Genomic DNA, 22,692 nt, shown 5'->3' with positions numbered 1-22,692 from the left:
ATGAATGGCCCATCTGATGACCGCCGCCGGGCAGGGAGCCGACACCGTGGCCGACGAGGACACCCGTGTAACCGAACTCGATCGGGTCGCGGCGACCTGGTACGTGCGCGACGGCGTGATCCATGTTCTGCGGATACGCAGCGCCGACGTCGACACCGTCCTGCCTAACATTCCCACGCTGGGCCAGTGTTTCAACCTGATGCCGCGCACCCTGTGGGAGCGGGTTCGCTACGAGTACGAACAGACCCGTCCGCGCGGGGGTCGATGAAATCGGTCCGGCTTTCCCATTCTCGACACCCTCCCGCGCTGGTAGAGGGTTTCGCCTTCAGGAGCGAATCATGTTGCATATCACTTCAACTGAGCACGGCCAGGCATGCTGGCAGATAGCCAACAACCGTCTCTGGATGGAATCGTTCACCGACCATCACAGCCAAGCCATGGCATACCGGCTGCGGATGGATGGCACCGAAATAGATATCCCGAATGCCCTGTCTGGCGTGGTCTATTTCGGCGAAGCCGACCAGCGTCCGGAGTTGCCGTTCGTGGCGGAACGGTTCCCGAACCATCGTGCTCTGTGGGTCGCTGTCGAAGCCGCGTAATGGGATGTCGTTGAACCACTCGAACATTCGCGACTGGACAATCTTGATCAACCTGCCCTGGACTACACGACCGGCGAATGGAATGCCGCCGAAATCCGCGAATCAGCCTGCGGGACAAGGCGGTCGGCGTGACCCGCCCTGCCGCGTCCACGTCGGCCACCCGAATGCCGGGTGCATGGTGAAACCCGCGCCGAAACTTGACACGTCCCAGCCGAACGCGGCGTGGATCTGGAATTGCCTGCTGGGCGGGAAAGACAATTATGGGGTCGATCAGGAAGTCGTCCACCGCATCCGGAGGATCGCGCCGGACGCGCGGACGGTGGTGTGGTGGACCCGCCAATTCCTACTCCAAGCCGCCCGTAGGGCAGCCGAGGCGGGGGTGGATCAGTTCCTCGACCTCGGCGCGGGTATCCCGTTCTCGCCCGACGTGCACGAAGCGATCCATGAAGTCGATCCTTCGGCGCGGATCGTGGCCGTGGATTACGACCCGATCGTGGAAGTCCATTGCGACGCGATGTGGTGCTATGTCCCCGGTATGGCCGTGCTGCGGGCCGATATACGTGAGCCCGCCGCCCTGCTCGACCAGCTGCGTGAGTACGTGCTGATCGATTTCACCCGGCCTGTCGCGGTCCTGATGGGCGCGGTACTCGACCAAGTGAGCGACGCCGAAAACCCCGCCCAGATCATCGCCGAACTACGCGAAAACGCCGTCGCGGGAAGCTATTTCGTACTCACCCATCTCTCCGATGACAGCGACCCGGACCTGATGAACCAAACCAGCACCGACACCGCCGACACCCCGGCGCAGCTTTTCTCCCGATCCGCCGACACGATCGCCGAATGGTTAACCGGGCTCGACCTGATCGCCCCCGGTATCGCCCCGGTCCAGGACTGGCTAGACGACGCGCTCCCGCCCACTCGCCTCGCTGTGGTCGGTGGTATCGGTCTCACACCGAGCCCGGCACCCACACCCACGCAGGAGCAGCCGCGGCGGCGGTTGCGTCACTCGGAGGAGGGGACCTATGCCCGGTATTGAGGGCGAGCCCGCGCCGTGGATCACCACCGCGCACTGCGGGTGGTTCTGCGTCGACAGCCATGGTGCGGTGTGCACGGCGCGGTGTCCGGGGATGTTCTGCGGGCAACTCGTCGCGGTCGTAGACGGGGCACTGACCGAGCACAGCCACGCCAACCACGCCACGGCGTGCCCGTGGACCGGAGTCGGTGTCCGCGTCGCGGACGCCGCATCTCGAAGCCACCCGCCACAGCGCGGGTGATCACATCCCGTGAACAGGGAGGAACACATCATGGGTGCAACATTGAAGAACGCGGCAGCAGCGGCGCTTTTAGTCACCGTCGCGGCCTCAACCGCGAGCCCAGTCGCGCACGCAAGCTCCGAACCGACGAGGCTGTGTGCCTGGAAGTTCCAGCCGAACGAGCCGTTCCCGCAGCACGGGGCCGTAATCGTCGGCGGCTACGCCGAATGCCCCACCGCCCCGGAAGCCCTTTCGGTCCGCCTGCGGTTGTGGTTCCGCCCGAGCGGGGGCACCTGGATGCCGCGCGGTGATGACTCGACCAGCCTCCCGAGTCCCCACCTTCTCAATTTCGCGGTCCGATCATTGGACTGCGCTACCGGCCTTTGGCAAGGCGAGTACGACATGGCCGAGGTCGCGGGTGGCTACACTCGCCGGGAAAACGGCAAGAGCCTGCAAGCCATCATCACCTGCTGAAGGGGGTTGCTGTGAAGGCACGAAACATAGCGCGCGGTCGCCTGTATTGGGTGCTCAGCGACATACGCCACATGCTGCGCAACCTGCGTCCCCCGGAGGGCCAGAGCTATCCGGTCCGTTATGAATTGGGATGGGGCTGGACGGTTCGCTCCAACCACGGTTGGCGCAGGTTCCCGATGGTGACTCCGCCGCTGCACTGGACTCGGCGAATCCCCGCTGACGCACAGACGGCGGCCGAGGACTGGGCGATGGACTGTATGGGCATTTCGTGATGGTCGCGAATGGGTAGACACGTCGACCGCGACACCTGAAGAACGACAAAAGCGCCCGACTCGTCTTGCGAGTCGGGCGCTTTTGGTGCTTCGGGGAACGCACTCTCATGCCGACGAGCGTGCGTCTGCTCCGGAGGCAGACTCAGAATGGTTTCCGGGTCCCAGGACGCCGCTGGTCATGAGCAGGTCGCGGAGGTAGGCACCGATTTCGTCGGTGGATTCAGGCTGAGTGTCCACGGTCCCGAAGACCTCGAACACGTCGCGCGGCAACTCAACGACCGATCCGTGTGGTCGGTGGCAACGAATATGGGCTGATCAGCGTCCACGTCCGTGCGTGGGCGAGCTATCGCGTATCCCGTTGCTATTCCCGAATCATGGAGGTCGCGTGAGTGTTTCGCGTTGTGTGCTTGCTGGCGTCGTCTCGGTCGCACTGGCGGTGACCGGGATCGGCGTCGAAGTTTCGGCTCAGGCCGCTCCACCGGAGGAGTGCGCGGAGATTATTGCGTCCGCTGATAAGACGCCGAAGACTTTGCTGGAGCAGGCGAAGGTTCGTGCCTGCTCAGCCGCCGCCCGCGCCCGCACCGCCGCCACCGCCGACGGCGGCGCGAACTGGCGCGCCCGCGCCGCCGACGATGCCGATGACGCCGACGCGGCCGCCGCCCACACCGTCGAGGGCAAAGGTGTCAGCGCCTTCGGCGTCATCGGCGACGCCGCCGACGCCGCCGACGCCGCCCAAAACGCCGCCGGCGAGGCCCTCAACGGCTCCTTCAACGTCGACGACGCCGTCAAGCGGCAAAGCGCCCACGAGGCCGCCTTCAAGGCCGCCTCCGCCGCGAGGCAGGCGTCGTACGCTCCTGACGACGTCGACCGTGCGAACGCGGCGGCGCGGGCGGAAGTGAAAGCCGTGGAGGCTTCGAATGAGGTTTTCGGGGCTCCGGAGCCGTTGAAGATCGGTGAGGTACCGAAGGAGTAGCGGCCTTCAGCTTCGCTGAGCCGAGGAGCTCAACGACCTGCTACACAGACGCTCGGCCGGGGTTACTCCCAGCCGAGCGTGTTGTCTCGATGCCGCGTGGGGCTCGCCCCGACCTTTCCGCTCGACAGCCCGCCAGTCAGGCGGCGGTCGAGATCGTGGGTGCTGTGGTGGTGCCGTGGGTGGCGATGTGGGGGTTCCAGGGTTGTCGGGTGGTGACGACGGCGTGGAGCTGGCGCAGGATCGCCGCATCGATCCCCTGCCCGGCCTTATTGCTGCCGAGCCTGCGGTCCTGCCGAAGCCCGGACCCGCCGCAGTCAACAGCCCACACCTGCAGCGCTTTTCGCGGTCTCCTGAGAGGGCTTCGTGCCCAGGGCGTTCCCAGCGATTACGACAGCAGGACGAACGGCACGCAGCTGCCCGCTCCTCACCACAACTCTGGCAAGGCCACTACGGGCCAGAGACAGATCCGGGTAGCGGATGAGAACCGTTCGCCCATAAGTAGGACGTTCCCCACGTCCAGGCAACCGACGCACTAAACGTCTTTCTATGCCGCTGGGCGGGCGGCCAGCGCGGCGAGATCGACTGCCGCGCTGAACGTCCGCTCTTGCCGATGACCGCGCGCGGTTCTTTGTCTTCAGTACCGAGCAGCCACTTGACGCGACGAGATCCCCCCTGTTCGTGGGGTCTCGTACCAGTCATGATGGCGGACGCACGAGCTGTGTTACCTGCATCCGCTCTGCATCGAAGTGCGCCGTGATTTCCCGGCCGCGCGCATCGATGATGCTGATCGTGTTGTTTCCCGCGAAGGACACACGCTGTGGACATCGCTGACCTTCAGGTGCTATCCACACATCGGTCTGCCTGCTGAAGAGGCCGCCGCGCTCCCGCAGCCGGACGGCGCAGAGGGTGTCGATCATGGCGTCCACGTAGTGCGTGACGGCCTCGTGGCCACCGTCTGCGCTGACCTCGACGGCCACGGTCTTCCTGTCATCCGAATCAAAGGCTGCCCACAACATTGTCAGCGGTACGAGAGGAACCACCGCCAGCACCAGCACGGCGGCGGGCACAAGCCAATCCCGCGTACGCCGCCAACCCATCCTCGGCCCAAGGACAACCAGCGCCGCCAACCCGATCAAACACACCGGAAAAGCCCAAACGGGGACATCCTGAAACCGATAGAAGCGGCCCGACGACCAGATCGCAGGTGCTGCCGCGAGGGCCATCACCACCAGCGCGGAGACCGCGAGCAGCCAGGCAATCCGCCATCGGCGCGGCACCCTATCCGTCGCGCGCCCGTGCCCACTCGGCGCGGGAATCGTCTCGTCAGTCGTCTGCTTTGTCAACGATCGGCCCAACTCGTGCAATCCGAACTCACCGCCAGCCTATCGGCGTCGTCCGCCACACCCGATCCCGGTGAATGGTCATCTGTTTCGCGATCACCAACATCCCACGCAGCCCCAGCTCGCGTGATGCGGGCGACGAACCGCACGTCCGATAATGCCGCATGCCGCGCGTTCTCGACGTGTCGATGTCAGCGGACTTGATGCAGGAGACGCGTGTCTTGCGTCAACCCGGTGGCAGGCTGCGATGGTGAGTTCGGTTGTCCGGGCTGGCTCCTGAGAACGCGCGGTAATGCCGAGAAGCGTGCATCCAGATGGGTACGCGCTGCGGATTGCCCTGATCGCCTGACCCGGGGGAGCTTGAGGTCAGTGATTGCCCCGCCCCGCCTTGGCAGACCCACCCGAAGAACAGCTTCGGAGTGGGGCGGGGTGTCAGTGTGCTGTGGTGGGCGGGGTGAGCGCGGGGCCGGTCTTGCGGGTGCACCACCAGATGATCGCGGTGATGATGGTGACGGCGAGGGTCGGGATGAGCTGGGTGGCGGAGCCGGCCCCGGCGGAGCGGTCGGCGAGCTCGGCGCCGAAGTCGATACGCATCAGCGGGGCACCGAGGAACGCGACCGTGTTGAGGACGGCGTGGAGGACGACCGCGATCTCGAGGCCACCGGTACGCCAGGTGATGATCGCCAGGCACGTCCACAGCACGAAATACCAGGTGTTGATGTAGGGGTCGGTGGACCCGTGCGCGGCGGTGAATAGGGCGCTCGAGACAAGCACTCCGGCGATCAGCCCGGCCCGGGGGCTGCGGGTCCAGCTGCCGACGACCCGGAACAGTAGCCCGCGGACGCCGTATTCCTCCCCCGTTGTCTGCAGGGGTGTGAGCAGGAGGGTGCCGACGAGGATGCCGATGAGGTCCAAGCGCGACCACGGCGCCTCGGTGCTCGGGGCGAAGAATCCGATCACGTTGACAAGTACCCAGGCCGGGCCGAACGCGATGAGTGCCTTGCCGAATAGATCGAACCGGAACCGGGAGGTCACCGAATGCAGCGAGGCGCCGGGGACACCGTAGAGCCAGCGTTGGATGAGCATGCTCCACGGGATGAGCAGCCCGAGGGCGATCAAGGAACCGGCGTGGTAGAGGGGGGTGTAGTCCGTGCCGCCGAGGATGGGCGGCGTGTTTCCCATCTGCACGTCGATGAGTCCGAGCGCCCTGCCGATGCCGGTGGGAAAGAGGATGAACCCGGCGATCAGGAGCCCGATCGCGAGAATGCCGCGACCGATGCGGCGCTTGGTCCCGGCGAGGACTCGGTGGTACTCCACCCCGCTGGGAACGGATTTCGAGTGGCGCGGTTCGCCGGGATCGAGGAGCCACCCGGGGGTGGGCATCGTCGTTGTCATGGCGTTTTCTCCTTGTGGGGTCAGCTGCCTGCCATATCGAGCAGAGGTGTGTGGCGCAGGCGAACTACACGCGCCGACGTACTAACACACTGTGCTAGTACGCACGCTAACACACTGTGCTAGTAAGCTGAGAACGCAGACCATAGGTACCCGGCGAAAGGGATGACAGTGGGATCGCGGGAGAAGATCCTCCGAGCGGCGGCCGAGATGATCGCCGAGGACATGACGGCGACGCTGAGCGTCCGGGCGGTCGCGGCGCGCGCCGGTGTGAGCACGGGTTCGCTGCGGTTCCATTTCCCCACCCAGCGCGCGCTCCAGGACACCGTGCTGGCGCGGATCTACGAGCACGTGATCCCCGACGACCCGATCCGGGATCGGTCACTGCCCGCCCGGGACCGGCTGGTGAACTGCCTGCGGCAGGTACTCGCGCCCGCCGGTGTCGGCGAGGAAGCACGCCGAGCCTGGGGCGCGGCGTATGAGGCCTTCATTGCACCCGACCCGACGGAAGAACTCCGCACCGCGTACTTCGCCTACGAACGGGCGTCGGCAGGCCGTGTCGAGTACTGGCTGGGCGTGCTCGCCGACGAAGGCGTGCTTTCTCACGAGGATCGCACCCGCCAGGTGAAATTTTTACTCACCGTCCTCAACGGGCTCTCGATCGAGCGAGCGCTCCCGGCCAGCGAATCCATCCTCAGAACCGAAACCGAGACCCTCTACACCGCCGTCGACTGCGTTCTCAGTACGAGCACCACATGACCCCGACGTAGTTCGCCCCCTGCTCCGCGCCCGACCGGGGCTCGCCTCGACCGACCGCTCGACGAGCCGCCTGTTCAGGCGGGGTTCGCGATCATGGCGGAACGGATTCTGGTGCCGTGGGTTGCGATGTGCGAGCCATCTGAACCGCTACATGCCCGACGAGATCCGGGCCGGTCGGGAACGGGGCGGAGGAAGTCGAGCGGCCGGGCGTGGCTGTCGGCGTGCGGTGGGAGATGGTCGATCGGTAATCAGGTTGGCCGCTTCGACGGTCGGACGTGTCACAGGCTGCAACGCGCGCCGACGGGCGGTGCTTGGAGGTCGAGTAGATACGCGTCCACCACGCGGTCGACGCACTCGCTGCCGCCCAGGAGGTAGGCGCCGTGCTGCTTGCCGTCGACGGAAAGCAGGCTTGCGCCCAAAGCGTCAGCCATCGCGATGCCGCCCTCGTGTGGTGTCGCAGGATCACCGATGACTGACACCACGAGAGTCTCGGGAAGGTCTTCGATACGGGCGAGCCACGGTTCGTCGCCAGTGGGCGGCGCGGGCCAGGCCTCGCACTCGCTGTGGTACTCGCCTGCGGTGAATACATCGAGGTCGAACATCGGCGCCACCTCTCCGAGCCTGCGCGCCAGCGCGGTGTTTTCCTCGGGTGTCAGGCGGGGCCAGTCCATGCAGCGCACAGCGATGTTCGTGTCAAGGTCGAGCGCGTAGCCGCCATCGGCGGTGCGACCGTAGAATCTGTCGCGCAGGGCGAGCATCTCGTCGGCCCGGCCTGCCTCGAGGGCAGTCAGCGCTGCGATGACGTCGGGCCATTTCGCCTGCGAGAACAGGCCGCCGGAGATGCCGACGTAGACGTCCCAGATGTTCACCTTTCTGCGGTCGGCGGTCGGTGGCGTCTCGATGAGCGGTTGGACGATCTCGTGGAGGCGATCGCTCGCTGCTGTGGGATCGGTGCCGAGTACGCAGTCGGCTGTTTCGGCGCAGAATGCGGCGAGGTCGTCGAACCGCGCCTGCAGGCCGGCGAACTGAGAGAAGCGGAACTCTGGTGCCGTCAGGTCGGGCGCGATGGCCCCGTCGAGCACGATCGCGCGGACCTTCTCGGGGTAGGTCGCGGTATACATGGCGCCGAGCTGGGAGCCGTAGCTGTAACCGAGGTAGGTCAGCTGGTCGTCGCCGAGCACCTCTCGCAGGATATCCATGTCACGCACGACGTTTGCCGACCCGGCATTCACCAGGTTCGCGACCCCGCCAGAGCCCTCGGCGCAACGTGCTGCGAGCTCGGCCGCCTGTTCGGCGCTGGTGATGTCGTACACGACGCCGAATCGTGGCGCCGCGCCCGCGTCGTACTCGTCGTCGGTGTAACAGTCGAGGGCCGGGGTGGACGACCCGATGCCCCGAGGATCGAAGCCGACGATGTCGAAGCGCTCGGCGACGGGGCTGGCCTGCCACAGGTCCACGGTCGACGCGACGAAGCTGGTGCCGGAGCCTCCGGGACCGCCCGGGTCGACCAGCAGCGAGCCCTCGGCCTCACCCGTGGCGGGCAAGCGCAGGAGTGCGACGTGCGCCTTCTCGCCCTTCGGTTCGTCGTAGTCGAGCGGCACCTCCACCGATGCGCACTCGAGCGCCGGGTTCGCGAACAGCTCGGCGTCCGCTGTGCTCGTCGCGGTGCCCTCGCACGCGCCCCAGTCGAGCTCTTGCTCGAGGTAGGGGCCGAGGCCTGCATCCGTCCTGGAGTCCGGTGGGGAAGATGCGGCTGTATAGCCGGTGAGTAAGAGCAGTGTTGACGTGGCGGCGGCGAGCACGGTCTTGGACCGTCGAGATCGATTCAGGAATCGAGGATGTGATCGCATGCGCACTTCCTTGGTTGAGCCGCAGTGGTACGAGACGCGGCGGTGTGACGGGGCGTTCGTGGCGGAGCGCACTGAGACGCTCGATGACCGAGGAAGCTTGTCCGGCTGGAGCGGAGGCGTCAGCTCTCGATCCCATCCGCCTCGGCGTCCAGGAGGCGATGGTGTCGGAAGGTGAGTGCTCGCTCGATCCCCGCGAGGGCCGCGGCGATCGTCAGCGCCGTGTTCGCCCATACCGGCAGGTCGATGGGCGAGACGAACGGCGTGAAGCGATCCGCCCAGAGCGGCAGGTGGGTGACCATCTCGAGCAACTGCGGAGCGAGCAGGATCAGGTTGACCGCCAACACGATCACCGCACCGGCGGCCAACGCTCGCCCAATTCTCGGGCGCCGCCGGGAAAGTTGAGCTCGCCAGTGCTCGGGCGTCCCGGGCGCGGGATCAAGACGTCGTTGGCTGCCGTTCGCGCTGATCAGGTGAATCCGCTGCATGCCGTACCGGCTCGCGGCGACCTCGATGCCGTCTGATCCGAGCGAGAACCGTACCGGCATGTCGGCGGTCTGCACGTGGCGGTCGTCCCGGTAGAGCGACGCCCGGCCCGCCATGTGATCGATATCGACCGTCGCCGTCGACGCATCGGGGAGGTCGACTGCAAATCGTGTGCGCTCGAGCGAGAGGGATGGGCGGAACGGTGGCAACGGTGAACCAGGCTCTGGAGCGGGCATCGACCACGCATCCGTATCGCCGTCGAGGTCTTCGAGCCCTCCGAGGCCGTAAAGGTCCTCGCCCGTCGAGCCGGGCCGGGGGTTGTACCAGCCCTTCATGTCTCGCGCTGTCCGGAGCCGTCACGGGAAGGAGGACCGCCTCCAAGCATTTCTAGCATGTCCATGCTAGAGAATTTAGCATGCCGATGCTAGAGATCGCTATCATGGGGCCATGCCCAAACGAATCGACCCGGATGTCCGCCGGGAGCAGGTCGCCGACGCCGTGATCGATGAAATCGCCGCGCACGGGCTGCGTGCGGTTACTCTCGCCCGGATCGCCGATCGCACCGGCTTGACTATTGGGAGCATTCGCCACTACTTCGGCGACACGATCCGCGAGGTCATGCGCTTCACGCTGAGCGTGCTCATGCAGCGCGCCGTGCGGCGCGCGACGGCGATGTCCGACGATCCGGTGGCACGGATCATCGACGTCATCGTCTTTGCCGCGCCAACCAGCGATGCGGAGCGCCGGGAGAACATCGCCCTCGTCGAGTACCGCGTCATGGCGCGCACGGACCCGGAGCTTGCGGCCGACATCGCCGCGATGTCTCTCGAGGGCGCAGGAGTAATCCACTCGCTGCTGCGCGACGCGCTGGCCGACCGCATGATCGACGAGGAGGCGCTGCACCGCGAAGCGCTACTGCTGCTCACCCTGGTTGAGGGCTTCTCGTGCAGTGCGGCGCTGTTCTCCGCCCCACTGCACGAGACGGACGTCCGTGCCGTCGTGGCGGCGACCATCCACCGTCTGCGCGACGCCTACCCACCCGTCGAAGTAGCCGCCGAGGACGCGGCGGCGCCGGTGCGCTGACTGTCGGCACCCGCGCGACCAGAGGTTGCCTCGGCATGCCAACCACATGGATCGAGTTCGATCCCCGCATCAAATCCCCACGAACGATGGCAGGCGATCAACGACTTTGTCTCCAGCGCACCGGTTGTCCCTGCCGCCACCCAATGGCTGACCGCCGATAACGGCTCTACTGCGGACTTTGATTTCAAGACACGTCGAAGACGTTGTAGACGAACGTGATTCAGCCAGAGATGACGTCGGGGCGTTCGCCGCGACCTCCGCCTGGGTGCTGCGCGCGACGATCGCGCATAACCTGCTGCGCGCCGCCGGTACGCTCGCGGGCCCGATCCTGGGCAAAGTCCGCAGCGCGCTACCCTCCGGCGAAAGATCATCGCGGTCCCTGCCCGACTGGACCAAGGATCATGCAGGAATCAATCGTCGGTCAGCTGCTTGCGAAACTCCTGCCGCCAACGGGGGTCCTGACGCAGCCCCACGACCAAGCCCAGGGATTCCCGGACCGGCAGGTTGAGCGCGTCGGCCATGGCGCGGGCGGCCATGGCGCGGTCCTGCCAGACAGACCGGTCCTTCCAGTCGGCGAATATTACCTGGGCTTCCGCGTGCACGCGGCGCAGCCGCAGGTCAAGGGCGGAATCGTCGGTAACGCCGGGGTGATCCTCCTCGCTCAGCAGGGACAGTGCGGCAGTGACCTCGGCATAGGTGTCGAGTCCGGTCTCGGCGGCCAGTGACGACATCTGCGTGGCGAGTACGCGGCGCAGGCGCTCGGGCGTCGCGGCGTCGACGAGGGAGGCAAACCGGTCAGGCACGGGTGTCTTGAAGTTGTGCTCCGGGAGCCCGAAGTTGTTGTCCGGCAGCAGGGGAAGGATCCGCGCGCTGTCGAGTTCCCCGTTCAGGCCGGGCGGTGGCAGTGGAATGCCGCAGTGGCGAACGACCGCGTTGCATACCGCCAGCAGCCGTTCTCGCCGTTGCTCGGGTGCGGGTTCCTGATCGGACATCGGCAGACCGGGGAAGACCTCGAACGGGTCGCGCGCGCCTTGCGAGACGGCCGATCGGGAGTAGTACTTCGTCACCAGTTCGCCGTCGTCGACAAGGAACACCAAAGTCGTACCGTCGTCCCAATAGCTTACGGACACCGCGCGGGTGCCACGGGACACCCGGCGCAGCACCTCCTCGCGTGTGCCCTCGAAAAGATGAAGACCTTCCTCGATGCCGAACGCCCAACCGCCATGGGTTCCCACGCGGACCACCGGCAGCAGCACGACCGGGACCTGCCGCTGGTTGGGGCTTTCCGGCTCCTGCCGCCACCGTGGTCGCCGGGTCTCGGGCAACGCACCGAACCGGCGCAGGAGTTCGGACTCGTCCAAGGCCTGCGCGAAGGTCAGGCAGAAATTGTCATACCCGCTGGGCCAGGTCATGTTCGGCGTGGCGGAGGAACTCGTCCGGCGTGGCGCGTCGACGACCGGGTCGGCGAGCGCGAGGTCGAACAGGGACCGAGGCTCGGTTCGCCGTTCGGGAGCGGGTTCCCACAGCAGCGTCCCGTCGTCGACGACAGGCACATACGACAGCCCCACCGTCATGACGGTTCCGCCCTCCAAGGAGTCGGCGATCTGTTCCATGAAGGCCGCGAGGCTTCCCCATTGCCCGAAGCCCACGCCCTCGGCCTCCCACTGCTGGCCCACCGCGCCGAACGACTCGCCTCGACGGCAGTCCACGACCAGCCCGTCCGCACTGATATTGCGGGCGAAGGGTACGAAATCGTGGTGCCAGAAGCCCTCCATCAGCGGGTCTCCCTCGTGCCTGGCCCACGACTCCTGCTGGCTCCGGCCCGAGGAGAGGATCTGGGCGAGGGTGTAAGGCTCGAAGCCGGGGAAGCTGAAACCCCCCTCCTCGGGGGAGACGAAACCCAACTTCCCGGGCGAGACTCCGTCGTGGTGCCGCAGATACGCGACCAGATCCGCGGGGAACTCCACCTCCAGCTCGGTAGCTGCGGCGCTGATGGCCTCCTGCGAGGCGGGTGGGCGCAAAGATGAGAAGGTACGCGGCGCATGCGCGGCGAGCCAGGAGTCGATCCGTCGCCAAGACTCTTCAATGGGTCTAACGTGCATCGTCCGATCATCACATCCACCTCCGACACCGATGCCTGCTCCGGAGGCCACCTCGGCCGATACGGTCTTCGCGAAAGCCACTGAGCTGCAACAACGTTCTCAGATCCAGGCATCAACTCTCCGGGACCCCAGAGAAAGCGCGTTCTTTGGGGGATCCGGACCTGTGGCGTGGTGTTGCATCGCGGACAGTCCGGTGGAGTTTCGCGATGATTCTCTGGGGCGCGTAGGCGTTCACCACCACATACACCGGTGGCCTGCGCGAAAAGCGGTGCAACGCACAGAAGGTAACGCAGCCACACACCATCGATGGTAGTGGCGGACACCGAGGACACGTCTACGTCAACGACGCAGACGCGTCCTCGGCAGCAGTACGAAGCCCGGTGCGCCTCCGGAACGTACGCTCGTGCCGCATAGCGTTCGGTCGGCCCGGCCAAACCGGTTGGCCGACAGCACTTCCCAACGCACGGGCAGCAGGCCCAGTGTGTTGCGGCGGGTGCGTTGTCGGCGTCAGGCTGACGGTGCACCTCAGGCTCGGCGAGTGCTGGGTCAGGCGGTGGGTTCGGCGCCGAGCCGGTCGACGACCGCGACGGTGATCGTGGAATGGCCCATCACCTGGCCCGTGCGGAAGACCACCGCCGGATTGGTCTGGTTGCCCTCGCCGAGTACCATGTCGCGAACCATGGTGCGGCGGGTGCCGATGATCTGCTCGCTGACCGGATCGATGATGATCTCGTCGAGTTCGGTGCCCTGCGGAACGCGGGGGAGGACGTCCACGAAACCGAGCGCCGTGCCCTTGCGTCCGTCCAGGTTCGGCACGTTCTCGGCGACCTTGATCCCGGGCATCCGCAGGAGCGCTTGGTGCAGCACGGTGCGCAGGTCCTTCGGCACCATGCCGGTGGAGAGTAACTCCCGGGCGTCACCGAAGGCATCGAGTTCCGGGCTGATCTTGGCGCCAGGTTCGGGGCCTTCCTTCAGCTTGGCCAGCAACGCGTCCGGGTCGCGCGGCAGCGCGGCGAGGAACTCCGGGGTTGGCCGGGACCACTTGCCCTCGAGCGGGCGGCACGCGGGTTTGTCGGCGTTCTCGCCCATATAGCTCCACGACCCGCAGGCGGCCCGCCATTCCCCGGAGAAAGTGCCCTGCTCGAACCTCCGCTGGTTTTCGGGGGTGTCTTCGCTGGCAGGTATTATCTTGACCGGCCGGGCATGGTTGCGGCGTTCCATCCATTCGTCGGTCCAGGTGGCCGGCATCCAGATTTCCCGAGTGGACTCCGTCTGGTAGGCCACGTCGCCCCGCGAATTCCCGACCCCGTCGCCGCGCTCCCCCACGTAGAGGTACTGGCCGGGAGCCAACCCCCGATCCGGGTCGGCCCCCGCGGCAGCGGGGGGTTGGACCTGCGGGGGTGATTGGTCACCACCGCTCGTGGTGCAGGCCGCGGTCGCCGCGATCACCACGGCGGCGGCGGCCCCGATCGGCAGCCATCGGGATCTGCGCCGTGCGGAACCGGGCCGAAGCGCCCGGACCATTGCCTCGGCGTGACCGGCCGGACCACCGGCGATCTCGGAGAAACCTTTCACTCGGCCCGAGGCGGGCTTTTCCTCGCTCTGTGGGCGGATATCGTCGTTGATCATCGAGAGAGCACACTCCGTCTCGTTAGTGGGACACGCTCTCCAGCGAACCAACACGTCAACCGATCGGCATCATCAAGCTGTCACACGCCCGTCATCGATCTCATTCCCGCAGGTAGAGCAAGATTCCAGAGCGCTCTCCTCGCACCCGACGTCGAGAAGGCTTGTGAGAGCGGTTTGTCGAGCTCGCCGCGACGGCCAAGGCAGAGATCGTCATCTACGGCACGGTTAGGCACGGCGCACACTGAATCAGTTTTGTCGATAACGCCCCCGTAGGAACGCACTCTCCTGCCGCATCCCGGGCGTTGATCGGCCGTCCAAACCGGTTGGCCAGCAGCGCTTCCCACGCGCTACTGGCGGATGCCGCGAACGTGTGGCACAACCGCAACGGGCCGAAATCCGAACATGGCCCAGGACAGAGAGTTCGAAAACCACTCCGGCCCGGGCCGGGTTATGACAGAGGCCGACACAGTTACCGCTATGTTCGCGAGAGTGACTGGCAGCCAACGGCCAATGGTGTGCACCCGACGGTGACTGGTCGGGTTCATTGCGGTCCGAGGAACCGGGCCACGGTGTCGATGAGTACGTGTTGTTCTTGTCGGGGGTCGAAGGAGTCGAAGTCGGCGACGGCGACGGCGAAGCCCTCGATCAGCAGCATCAGCCACGTGGTGAGGCTTCGCGCGGACAGATCAGTGCGGATGGTGCATTCGTCTCTGGCACGTGTTACCCAGTATCGGAGGCCGGTGCGGACGGTGTCCTGATGTACGGCAAGAGCTTTCGCGACACGTTCGTCGCTGATCTGAGCGCCGACGGCGCGCGTGAACCCCGCAGCGCGTTCGTCGCGCAGGTCATCGAGCGCGTGGCCGAGGTAGTCGAAAAGCACCTGACGTGCGTCGGTGCGACCGTGCTGGGAAGTGAAGAACTCACGGACTTCAGCGGTGCCCAGCTCCAGGATCGCGATCAGCACGTCGGATTTGGTGGGGAAGTAATGGAAGAAAGTGCCTGAGCCGATACCCGCGGTGCGGCAGATCGAGGCCGTGCTGGTGCCGTGGAAGCCGTCGGCGGCGAACCGGGTCAGCGCGGCGTCGATGATGTGCTGGCGCCGTGCCTCATAGCGTTCGGGGTCGATGGGTCTGGGCATGGCTTCGACCTTAGCCTTGTTATTGGAGTAGGTACTCCATTAACCTGGTGGGGGTGTTGGCAAGGTTGACGCTGCGAGAGCGGATCTGGCCGTTATTGGCGGTCTTTTTCGGTGCACCGGTGTGTGCGGAGTACTTGCAGGCATATCTGCCGGGGACCGGCGACGGGCTCGGGATGCTGGCCGGTCTGCTGATCTTCGGTCCGCTCTACGGTGGTGCGGCGCTGCTGATCCGCGAGATCGCGGTGCGCACGGGCCGGGGATGGCGCGGAATCGTGTTGCTGGCCACCGCATTCGGCGTCGCTATGCCGGGCCTGGTGGATTTGTCGCTGTTCGCCGAAGACAACCCGGGAGTGGCCTACTGGGATCAGCTTCGCCTGCCCACCTTGCTCGACCCGCTCGGAATCGCGGTGTACCCCACCATTGTCTGGGTGCTCGGTCATGTTCTGATGAGCGTCGGCGCGCCGCTGGCGCTGCTGAACGGCCTCGCGCCGCGGCATCGGCAGCGGCCACTACTCGGCGGTGTCGGACTCGCAGTGGTCGCAACGCTCTGGCTGGCGGTCACCGTATTTGTCCGGTCCGATGCGGCGGAGAACGAGCCGAGCTTCGCGCAGACCGCCAGCGCCTGCGTATGCGTTGCGGCCCTCGGCGTGCTCGCGTTCACGCCGGTGGGTCGTCCGGTCGCCGCCACTACTGCTGGGCAACGGATTTCGCCGTGGAAGGTGCTGGTTGCCGGTTTTGTCGGCATGCTCATCATCGACCTGGCTCCGCCGACCTGGCCCGGTGTCGGTCTTGTCGTGTGCGTCGTGCTCACCGCTGCCGTGGTACTCGGCGCGACGATCAGAAACCGTCGATGGACCGCGTATGAGATCGCGCTGCTGGCCGCGGGCGCCTTGATCGGGCGAACCCTGACCGGCTTCCTCGCACCACTACCCGAAGGAGTGTCCGCGGTCGCGAAATACAGCTCCAGCACAGTGCTCTTGGCCGTAGTCACACTGATCGCTGCTGCTGTGGTCCGATCCGGACATCGCGTCGGGCCGACCACCGAAGTCCTCCGCCCATGAACCGCAACCAGCGCGGGTTGCGGATTCGAAGATCGACTCACATTAGGTGGTGAGCTGACGGGACTGGCGAATGCCTGCTGCGGCACCTGGACGTGGATGCCGACCTCATCGTCGACGTAGGCGAGCTGGCGTTCGAGCTCGCGAGAGCCGAGCGTCGGGTACTGGAGATCCAAACTATGCTGCACTGTTAGGCCAATGATGATCCTCATCGCAGGCTCGATGATCTGTTCAATCTCATTGCCGATCCCGCGATTCTTCTGGTGGCGTGGGATCGGGTGTGGAGCAACAGGGGCGCACGCACGGCCGGAGTGGACGGCGAGACCGCCCGCTATATCGAGAACGCGGGGTCGAAGAGTTCCTGGCACGGCTGCGGGTCGATGTGAAAGCCCGGAGTTTCCAGCCTATTCCGGTCCGGCGGCGAGCGATTCCCAAGGCGGGCGGTAAGGTTCGCTATCTGGGGATCGCGACCATCCGGGACCGGCTGGTTCAAGCGTTGCTGAAGCTGGTGCTCGCCACGACTTCGCGGTGGCCCGCCGATTGGTCATCATCGTCTTCGGCGTCGGTCAACTCGTCGGCGGGCGATCCACGAGCGCAATCACCTTGCGCGGCAACTGCCCCGGACGACGTATCACCAAGTGCAGGTGGAGTATGAACCGATGCCGTGTTCGAATGGGGAAACCCGCACGCGGAACGGCAATTCCGGGTCAGGTCAGCACGGCTTCGATCAGATGTGGTCCCGGGTTTCGGATCGCGGCGGCGAATTGGTCGGCGAGTTGTTCTGCTGTGGTCGCGCGGGTCGCGGGGACGCCCATGCCGTGGCTGAGGGCGACGAAGTCCAGATCCGGCTGGGAGAGGTCGAGCATGCGGGTGGCAGCGCCGCCATTGCGCTGTGCGCCGACGCGGTCGAGTTCCGAGCGCAGGATGGCGTAGGACTTGTTGTTGAGCACGACGGTGGTGATGTCGAGGTTTTCCCGGGCTTGGGTCCATAGCGCGGAAATGGTGTACATGGCGCTGCCGTCGGCCTCCAGGCATACGACCGGCCGGTCGGGACACGCCACCGCGGCACCGACCGAAAGTGGAAGGCCTTGGCCGACAGCCAATCCGACCAGGCCGAGAACGTCGTGGGCGGGTGCGCCCGCGGTGGCCTCCGCCAACGTCTGCATGCCCGCGGTGATCGATTCGTCGCAGACGATCGCGTCTTGGGGCAGCAGTCCGCCGATGACCCACGCCCAGTTGGCTTGGGTGAGTACACCTTTGGGCAGGGCAGTGAGAGCTGCGGGAGCCGGGCGTGGAGTCAGGTCGGGTGCGATCCGGTCGGCGATGGCGGTCAAGCCGTCCAAGACGGGGATGAACTCGTCAGCCAGCACGTGCACATCGATTCCGGCAGGAACAAGGTCTCCGCTCTGGCCTGGATACCCGAAGGACGCAACGGGTCGTCGGGCTCCCGCCAATATCAGATGACGCACTCCCGCCATCTGGGCGCGCACATCTTCGCTGCGGTAGGCGAGCGGAGTCACCGTCGGGATTCCCGCTCCACGGCGCAGCGCCGCGGGCCAGGTCGGGCAGAACAGGAGTGCTCCGGTGGCCTGGGCGATGCGGTCGGCCGCGTCGAGCCCTTCGGTGGTGAGCGCGTCGCCGTCCAGCAGCAGGGCGGTCCTTTCGCCGGAACACAGGACTTTCTCCGCGGCATCGGAGGCGACGACGGCCTCTCGGGCGGCCGTGATCAGCAGGGCGGGCGCCGCAACGCCACCCCTCGACCACGACAGGTCGGCGGGCACCACGACCGTCGCTATCGACCCGGAGGTGCCGGTGCGGTTGCCGACCGAATCCTCGAATCCTCGGGTGGCTGCGATCGCGGTAGCGATATCGCGGCCGAGGTCGGCGCTGTTGGCCGGGCGGTACAGCCAGGCGGAGACCGATCCGGCGATCGCGTCGATGTCGGAGTCGAGGGGTGAATCGAGGGGTTTGTGGTCGCGTGAGTGGTCCCCGACAATATTGAGCACGGGGGTGCCGGCGCGGCGGGCGTTGTGGAGATTGGCCAGGCCGTTTCCGAGCCCGGGGCCGAGGTGCAGCAACGTCGCCGCGGGCCGTCGTGTCATGCGGCCGTATCCGTCCGCCGCTCCGGTCGCGACACCTTCGAACAGGCAGAGGATGCCGCGCAGCTGCGGGTATCGGTCCAGCGCGGCGATGAAGTGCATCTCCGATGTGCCCGGGTTGCCGAAACATACTCGGACATCGCTGTCGAGCAGCGTTTCGATGATTGCTTCAGCGCCGTTCATTCTTTGCTCCAGTTGTTCCGCTTCGCCGGCCGCAGGCCAGAAAACACCCTGCCGGAGCGGCACACTCAACCCCGGACTCCGCCCGCGCCACAGCACATTCACACGGACTGAATGTCGGATCACTTGACCTCGCCGCTGCGGCACACCTGACACTGCCGTCAGAACATCGGACACGTCGAGGGTTTCTTCGACCTGGCCGGAGCGTATAGGTCAGGAAAGGTTGTAACGCATGACCCGGAGTTCGTCGACATTTGTGCTGGTTCCTGGAGCTTGGCTGGGTGGCTGGTCCTGGCAGCCGGTGGCTCGACGCCTGCGGGCCGCCGGACGGCAGGCGGTGACGCTGACCCTGCCTGGCTTGGCCGACGGAGACTCACCGTCCGGGTTGCACCTGTCCGATGCCGTGGCCCATGTCGTGAACGAGATCGAGAAGCGCGGCTTGGAACAGGTCACCCTGGTGGCACACAGTTGGGGCGGATATGTCGTCACCGGTGCCGCGCACGAGCTGGCGGGACGCGTTGCGAAGGTGATCTATTACAACGCGTTTGTGCCGGAGCGCGGTGTGCCGCTTGTCGACGAGAACGAGGATTACTCGGTCATGATCAACGCGGCGATCGCGGCGTCGCTGGACGGGAGCGTGGCTGTGGTGCCGGAGCAAGTGCCGCTGTTCTTGCCCGATCTGAGCGCAGACGCTCAGCGACTGTTTTTCGAGTTGCTCGTGCCGCAGCCCGGTGCGTACTTCCTCGAAGCGATCGACGTCCCGGCGGTCACCACAGCGGGTATTCCGGCCGCCTATGTCGCCAGCGAGGATGATCGCGCGCTGGGCCGCCCCGGGGCCGAGTTCGCCGCCCGACTGGGCCTGACACCAGTAATCATCCCCGGCGGCCACAATTCGCTGCTTACCCACCCGGACGAGGTGACTCGGGCACTTCTGGCTGCCTGACCATGACTGTCGGCGGGCCCTGTTGGCGCCCGCCGATTGTGGTCGGGCGCGACGGCATAGCCAATCGGCAATTCGGACCGGCAAGACATCAAATGGACCGGCTCGATCACGTCGTAGCGGCAAGTTGTGCACTCCCGCAATAGGTTTCCACGACGACCAGGAGTCATCATGAATCAGTACCCCGCTCCGCCCCCGGTATCGCAGGACCGTCAATTCGTCCTCGGTCAGCACCTGCGCTTGTCTATCCTCATTTCGGCCGAGGAGACCGGTGGCCAATTCGACCTGAGTGATGTCACGTTGCCGGGCGGAGCGTGGACTCCGTTGCATCTGCATACGCGCTACGAGGAGCGGCTCTGGGTGGTCTCCGGTGCTTTGACCGTGTGGGCGGGACCGGACGTCTTCACACTGAGGCCGGGCGACTTCTACGTGATTGCGAAGAACACTCCGCACACCATAAACGCCGGCCCTGATGGTGCACGTGCGCTCAATCTGACCAATCCCGGTAAGTTCGCCGAACTCATCAGCCGGACTGGTACTCCTGCACATTTGGCGAGGCCGGAGACCGAGTGGGATATGGCATTGTTCCAAGCGGTGACCGACGAATTCGGCGACGTTGTACTCGGCCCGCCCGGAATGACCCCGGCTGAGCTGGATCCGACGTTGCGTCGATAACGAGTCCGTGCACTGGCGAAAGCCTAAGGGCGACAAGAAGAATGTAGCCGAAAATCCGCGATCGTCGGCTACATTCTCAGCGGTGGCGGTGGCCTGCGGATCCGGGCCAACCGGAAACACCCGGCCGCAGGGGCTCAGTCAAGTCTCGAATTCGCTGGAGCGTGTTATTGCGTTGGTGGTGCTGGAAGGCGCGCGATCCACTCCTCGGGCGGCGCGGCGGATACCACGAATTGGAAACTCTTCTCCTCGACGCGTTCCCTGATCCGCCAGCGGTCATCCACGCGGACGAGGGTGTCCAGATACCACACACCGCACAGCATCAGGTTCTGCTCACCCGGCACCAGTATCGGGTTGTCACACATAGTGCGGGCGGTCGCGGTATCGCCGTCGATCTGGATCGAGAGATTGCCGACCAGGTGTTGGTAGGCCGGGAAGTTCGGCATGACGGTGGCGAGGAACAGTTTGATCTCGGCCAGGCCGCCGGCGGCGCCTCCCAGCGCCGTGTAGTCGATCCGCGCGTCCGGGGTGAAGATCTCGTCGAGCAAGTCCCACTGGCGTGTATCGACCGCGTGCGAATACCGCACCATCAGGTCTTCGATTTCGAGTCGATCCGAAATCTCCTGCAACGACAACATCTTTCGCCTCCGAGTCACGTGCGCCCACGGCGGGCACTACATAGTCCCGGTGTGTGCACACCGGGCGCTCGACAGTCTCGACCGTGTCGCTGCGGCATGGTCAAGTGCCCGCCGCCCCAGTCGTGTCCGACGAGGTCGACTGGTTCGTCGATTGCCTCTGGTTCGTGTACCAGCCAGTCGCGGTAGTCGGGCATGGTGGCACCGAATCCGGGGCAGTGGTGCGCCGAATCCGGGTGGGGACAGGCAGATCGTCGTGTGGTCGCGACCCAGCTCGGATCTCGGTGGCCCCAGATGGCATCGCTTTCGGGAACACCGTGCACGAAGACGATCGTTATGAGTTCAGGAATACCCAGCCCAACGGCACACTCAACTTCGCCTCCGCATCAGCCACATTGATCAGGTGGTGATACCCGAAGGTGCGCGACCATCGCGTGATCACTGTCTGGACCGCCCCCGGACGAATCACGCGGCCAGGGCTGGCTCGGTGGTCAGGTACAGGGCGGGCAGGCCGCGGCGGCGGGTCATGTATTCGGCGACCAGCAGATTGGGCAGCCAGGCGATGAAGGCCAGGGCGCATAGGCGTTGGCGGAGACGACCGAGAAGGAGGTGCGACAAGAATGGGGCGAAAGGGCCATCGGGCGACGCTCGGAGTATTCCATGAGCTGGTGACTTGACTGTGCCGCAGCGACACAGTGTGTGCTGGTGCGGTGCGTTCGCGGCGGGCGGATCGGGTTCCGAAGGAGGGATTGTTATGGCTTGGAGTACGCGTGAGATCGCCGATCTCGCCGGCACCAGTGTGCGGGCGGTGCGGCATTATCACGAGATCGGCTTGCTGGCCGAGCCCGAGCGGCGCTCCAATGGCTACAAGCTCTACGGTGTGCCGCACCTGGTGCGTCTGCTGCGGATCAAACGCCTTGTCGATCTGGGTTTCTCGCTGGCCCGGATCGCGGAGATGGGTGATATGACCGACCATCCCGAACAGGCGCTGCGCGCCTTGGATGCCGAGCTCGCGGCGACCGTCGAACGGCTGCAACGGATTCGCACCGAACTGGCCCTGACCTTGAGCCAGGCCACACCGACCGACCTGCCGACCCATCTGGCCGCGGCCGCCGTCGAAGTGGACCTCTCCGCCGCCGACCGTGCGCTCGCCGTTGTGCTGACCCGCGTGCTAAGCCCAGCGACGCTGGATGCCTATGCCGACATGCTGCAGGCCTTTTTCACGCACCCCGCGGTCACCGAGTTCAGCCGGTTGCCCGCCGCTGCCGACGAGCGCGCCCGGCGCGAATGCGCAGAGCGTCTGGCCGCGCTCGTCCCGCAGCTGTTCGGTAGTCATCCGGAATTGCAGGACCTCACCGTCGGGGCGCCGCGTGGGGCACGGGTTGCCACGGAAACGATCGGCCTGGCTTTGAACGATCTGTACACCCCTGTTCAGCTCGATGTGCTCGGCCGCCTCGCCGAGTTGCTGGCCGCGAGTTCCAGCGGGGAGCACTGACCGGGCTGTGCGATTCAGCAACCCGTAAGACGCCGGTGAAGGTTCGTCACCTGGCCGCGAATCCTGTCGTGGCGTTCTCGTATTGGAGCGTGGCCCAGCATGTCGTGCAGGGCGAAGCCGTCGCGACATGGGTAGAGGACGCGGCGGTGAAACACCGCGTTTCCCCCCGAATCCTGAGAGGTCGGGCCGGGCCGGGGCGGCTGGGTCTCCAGATCACCCCGCAGACTTGGGCCAACGCGGGTTGGTCCGGCGACAACCGCTTCAAA

The 22,692-nt window shown here is 65.8% G+C and carries 24 protein-coding genes and 2 pseudogenes; 14 read left to right on the top strand and 12 right to left on the bottom strand.

Features of this window, described 5'->3' with window-relative positions; all coding sequences use genetic code 11:
- Positions 1–46 precede the first annotated feature (46 nt).
- The 7 genes from KV110_RS24495 to KV110_RS24465 all read left to right on the top strand — a co-directional run bounded on the left by KV110_RS24495 (position 47) and on the right by KV110_RS24465 (position 3,571).
- Positions 47–268: a hypothetical protein gene (locus tag KV110_RS24495; protein ID WP_218469627.1), complete on the top strand. Its 222-nt coding sequence runs from the start codon at positions 47–49 to the stop codon at positions 266–268.
- A gap of 70 nt (positions 269–338) precedes the next feature.
- Entirely contained in the window at positions 339–599 is a 261-nt protein-coding gene (locus KV110_RS24490) for a hypothetical protein (protein ID WP_218469626.1), read from the top strand.
- Positions 600–774: 175 nt separating this feature from the next.
- Positions 775–1,635: an SAM-dependent methyltransferase gene (locus KV110_RS24485; RefSeq protein ID WP_246633945.1), complete on the top strand. Its 861-nt coding sequence runs from the start codon at positions 775–777 to the stop codon at positions 1,633–1,635.
- Positions 1,622–1,873, top strand: a complete 252-nt coding sequence (locus KV110_RS24480; protein WP_218469625.1) for a hypothetical protein — start codon at positions 1,622–1,624, stop codon at positions 1,871–1,873. The genes KV110_RS24485 and KV110_RS24480 overlap by 14 nt, the downstream gene beginning before the upstream one ends.
- Before the next feature lie 30 nt (positions 1,874–1,903).
- Positions 1,904–2,326, top strand: a complete 423-nt coding sequence (locus KV110_RS24475; protein WP_218469624.1) for a hypothetical protein — start codon at positions 1,904–1,906, stop codon at positions 2,324–2,326.
- Between the two features lie 11 nt (positions 2,327–2,337).
- Positions 2,338–2,598: a hypothetical protein gene (locus KV110_RS24470; RefSeq protein ID WP_218469623.1), complete on the top strand. Its 261-nt coding sequence runs from the start codon at positions 2,338–2,340 to the stop codon at positions 2,596–2,598.
- A 385-nt stretch (positions 2,599–2,983) separates the two neighbouring features.
- Positions 2,984–3,571, top strand: a complete 588-nt coding sequence (locus KV110_RS24465; protein ID WP_218469622.1) for a hypothetical protein — start codon at positions 2,984–2,986, stop codon at positions 3,569–3,571.
- 136 nt (positions 3,572–3,707) lie between these two features.
- Here the strand turns inward: KV110_RS24465 and KV110_RS24460 are convergent, their stop codons facing one another.
- The 3 genes from KV110_RS24460 to KV110_RS24450 all read right to left on the bottom strand — a co-directional run bounded on the left by KV110_RS24460 (position 3,708) and on the right by KV110_RS24450 (position 6,306).
- Positions 3,708–3,899 (bottom strand): hypothetical protein, encoded by a 192-nt coding sequence (locus tag KV110_RS24460; protein ID WP_218469621.1) that lies wholly within the window; start codon positions 3,897–3,899, stop codon positions 3,708–3,710.
- Positions 3,900–4,266: 367 nt separating this feature from the next.
- Complete coding sequence (locus KV110_RS24455) at positions 4,267–4,914, bottom strand: hypothetical protein (RefSeq protein WP_218469620.1); 648 nt, start codon at positions 4,912–4,914, stop codon at positions 4,267–4,269.
- A gap of 429 nt (positions 4,915–5,343) precedes the next feature.
- Complete coding sequence (locus KV110_RS24450; protein WP_218469619.1) at positions 5,344–6,306, bottom strand: CPBP family intramembrane glutamic endopeptidase; 963 nt, start codon at positions 6,304–6,306, stop codon at positions 5,344–5,346.
- Positions 6,307–6,468: 162 nt separating this feature from the next.
- Here KV110_RS24450 and KV110_RS24445 point away from each other — a divergent pair, with 162 nt between their 5' ends.
- A complete protein-coding gene (locus KV110_RS24445; RefSeq protein ID WP_218469618.1) occupies positions 6,469–7,062 on the top strand; it encodes a TetR/AcrR family transcriptional regulator in 594 nt (197 codons plus the stop codon).
- Between the two features lie 278 nt (positions 7,063–7,340).
- Here KV110_RS24445 and KV110_RS24440 read toward each other — a convergent pair whose 3' ends face one another.
- Both KV110_RS24440 and KV110_RS24435 read right to left on the bottom strand, forming a co-directional pair.
- Positions 7,341–8,912, bottom strand: coding sequence for an alpha/beta hydrolase (locus KV110_RS24440; RefSeq protein ID WP_218469617.1), 1,572 nt, complete (start codon positions 8,910–8,912; stop codon positions 7,341–7,343).
- Between the two features lie 119 nt (positions 8,913–9,031).
- On the bottom strand, positions 9,032–9,631 hold the full coding sequence (locus tag KV110_RS24435) for a hypothetical protein (RefSeq protein WP_218469616.1): 600 nt from the start codon (positions 9,629–9,631) through the stop codon (positions 9,032–9,034).
- 211 nt (positions 9,632–9,842) lie between these two features.
- Here KV110_RS24435 and KV110_RS24430 point away from each other — a divergent pair, with 211 nt between their 5' ends.
- Positions 9,843–10,478: a TetR family transcriptional regulator C-terminal domain-containing protein gene (locus KV110_RS24430; RefSeq protein ID WP_218469615.1), complete on the top strand. Its 636-nt coding sequence runs from the start codon at positions 9,843–9,845 to the stop codon at positions 10,476–10,478.
- Positions 10,479–10,716: 238 nt separating this feature from the next.
- Positions 10,717–10,868 (top strand): annotated as a pseudogene (locus KV110_RS41605) (IS1380 family transposase); the annotation flags it as partial.
- A gap of 20 nt (positions 10,869–10,888) precedes the next feature.
- Here KV110_RS41605 and KV110_RS24425 read toward each other — a convergent pair.
- The 3 genes from KV110_RS24425 to KV110_RS24415 all read right to left on the bottom strand — a co-directional run bounded on the left by KV110_RS24425 (position 10,889) and on the right by KV110_RS24415 (position 15,347).
- The gene (locus KV110_RS24425) at positions 10,889–12,499 is read right to left on the bottom strand and encodes an SMI1/KNR4 family protein (RefSeq protein ID WP_218469614.1); all 1,611 of its coding nucleotides are present in this window, start codon (positions 12,497–12,499) and stop codon (positions 10,889–10,891) included.
- 627 nt (positions 12,500–13,126) lie between these two features.
- The gene (locus KV110_RS24420) at positions 13,127–14,209 is read right to left on the bottom strand and encodes a CU044_5270 family protein (RefSeq protein ID WP_218469613.1); all 1,083 of its coding nucleotides are present in this window, start codon (positions 14,207–14,209) and stop codon (positions 13,127–13,129) included.
- 541 nt (positions 14,210–14,750) lie between these two features.
- On the bottom strand, positions 14,751–15,347 hold the full coding sequence (locus KV110_RS24415; RefSeq protein ID WP_218469612.1) for a TetR/AcrR family transcriptional regulator: 597 nt from the start codon (positions 15,345–15,347) through the stop codon (positions 14,751–14,753).
- Positions 15,348–15,400: 53 nt separating this feature from the next.
- Here KV110_RS24415 and KV110_RS24410 point away from each other — a divergent pair, with 53 nt between their 5' ends.
- Positions 15,401–16,408 (top strand): hypothetical protein, encoded by a 1,008-nt coding sequence (locus tag KV110_RS24410; RefSeq protein ID WP_218469611.1) that lies wholly within the window; start codon positions 15,401–15,403, stop codon positions 16,406–16,408.
- A gap of 704 nt (positions 16,409–17,112) precedes the next feature.
- Here KV110_RS24410 and KV110_RS24405 read toward each other — a convergent pair.
- A complete protein-coding gene (locus KV110_RS24405) occupies positions 17,113–18,687 on the bottom strand; it encodes an acetolactate synthase large subunit (RefSeq protein ID WP_218469610.1) in 1,575 nt (524 codons plus the stop codon).
- Positions 18,688–18,916: 229 nt separating this feature from the next.
- Here KV110_RS24405 and KV110_RS24400 point away from each other — a divergent pair, with 229 nt between their 5' ends.
- Together KV110_RS24400 and KV110_RS24395 are read left to right on the top strand one after the other, a co-directional pair.
- Positions 18,917–19,627, top strand: a complete 711-nt coding sequence (locus KV110_RS24400; protein ID WP_246633944.1) for an alpha/beta fold hydrolase — start codon at positions 18,917–18,919, stop codon at positions 19,625–19,627.
- A gap of 168 nt (positions 19,628–19,795) precedes the next feature.
- Entirely contained in the window at positions 19,796–20,299 is a 504-nt protein-coding gene (locus KV110_RS24395) for a cupin domain-containing protein (protein WP_218469609.1), read from the top strand.
- A 164-nt stretch (positions 20,300–20,463) separates the two neighbouring features.
- Here KV110_RS24395 and KV110_RS24390 read toward each other — a convergent pair whose 3' ends face one another.
- From KV110_RS24390 to KV110_RS24385, 3 genes and pseudogenes are all read right to left on the bottom strand, one after another.
- On the bottom strand, positions 20,464–20,934 hold the full coding sequence (locus KV110_RS24390; RefSeq protein WP_218469608.1) for a nuclear transport factor 2 family protein: 471 nt from the start codon (positions 20,932–20,934) through the stop codon (positions 20,464–20,466).
- Positions 20,935–21,017: 83 nt separating this feature from the next.
- A pseudogene (locus KV110_RS41600) lies at positions 21,018–21,269 on the bottom strand (alpha/beta fold hydrolase); the annotation flags it as partial.
- A 127-nt stretch (positions 21,270–21,396) separates the two neighbouring features.
- The gene (locus KV110_RS24385; RefSeq protein ID WP_218469607.1) at positions 21,397–21,549 is read right to left on the bottom strand and encodes a hypothetical protein; all 153 of its coding nucleotides are present in this window, start codon (positions 21,547–21,549) and stop codon (positions 21,397–21,399) included.
- Between the two features lie 136 nt (positions 21,550–21,685).
- On the opposite strand from KV110_RS24385, the gene KV110_RS24380 reads away from it, so the two are divergent.
- Positions 21,686–22,426, top strand: coding sequence for a helix-turn-helix domain-containing protein (locus KV110_RS24380; RefSeq protein ID WP_218469606.1), 741 nt, complete (start codon positions 21,686–21,688; stop codon positions 22,424–22,426).
- Positions 22,427–22,692: the final 266 nt, after the last annotated feature.

Origin of the sequence: Nocardia iowensis (genome assembly GCF_019222765.1) — a bacterium.
In the GTDB taxonomy this organism is placed as follows: Bacteria; Actinomycetota; Actinomycetes; order Mycobacteriales; family Mycobacteriaceae; genus Nocardia; species Nocardia iowensis.
This window is presented reverse-complemented; position numbering and strand designations above follow the sequence as displayed.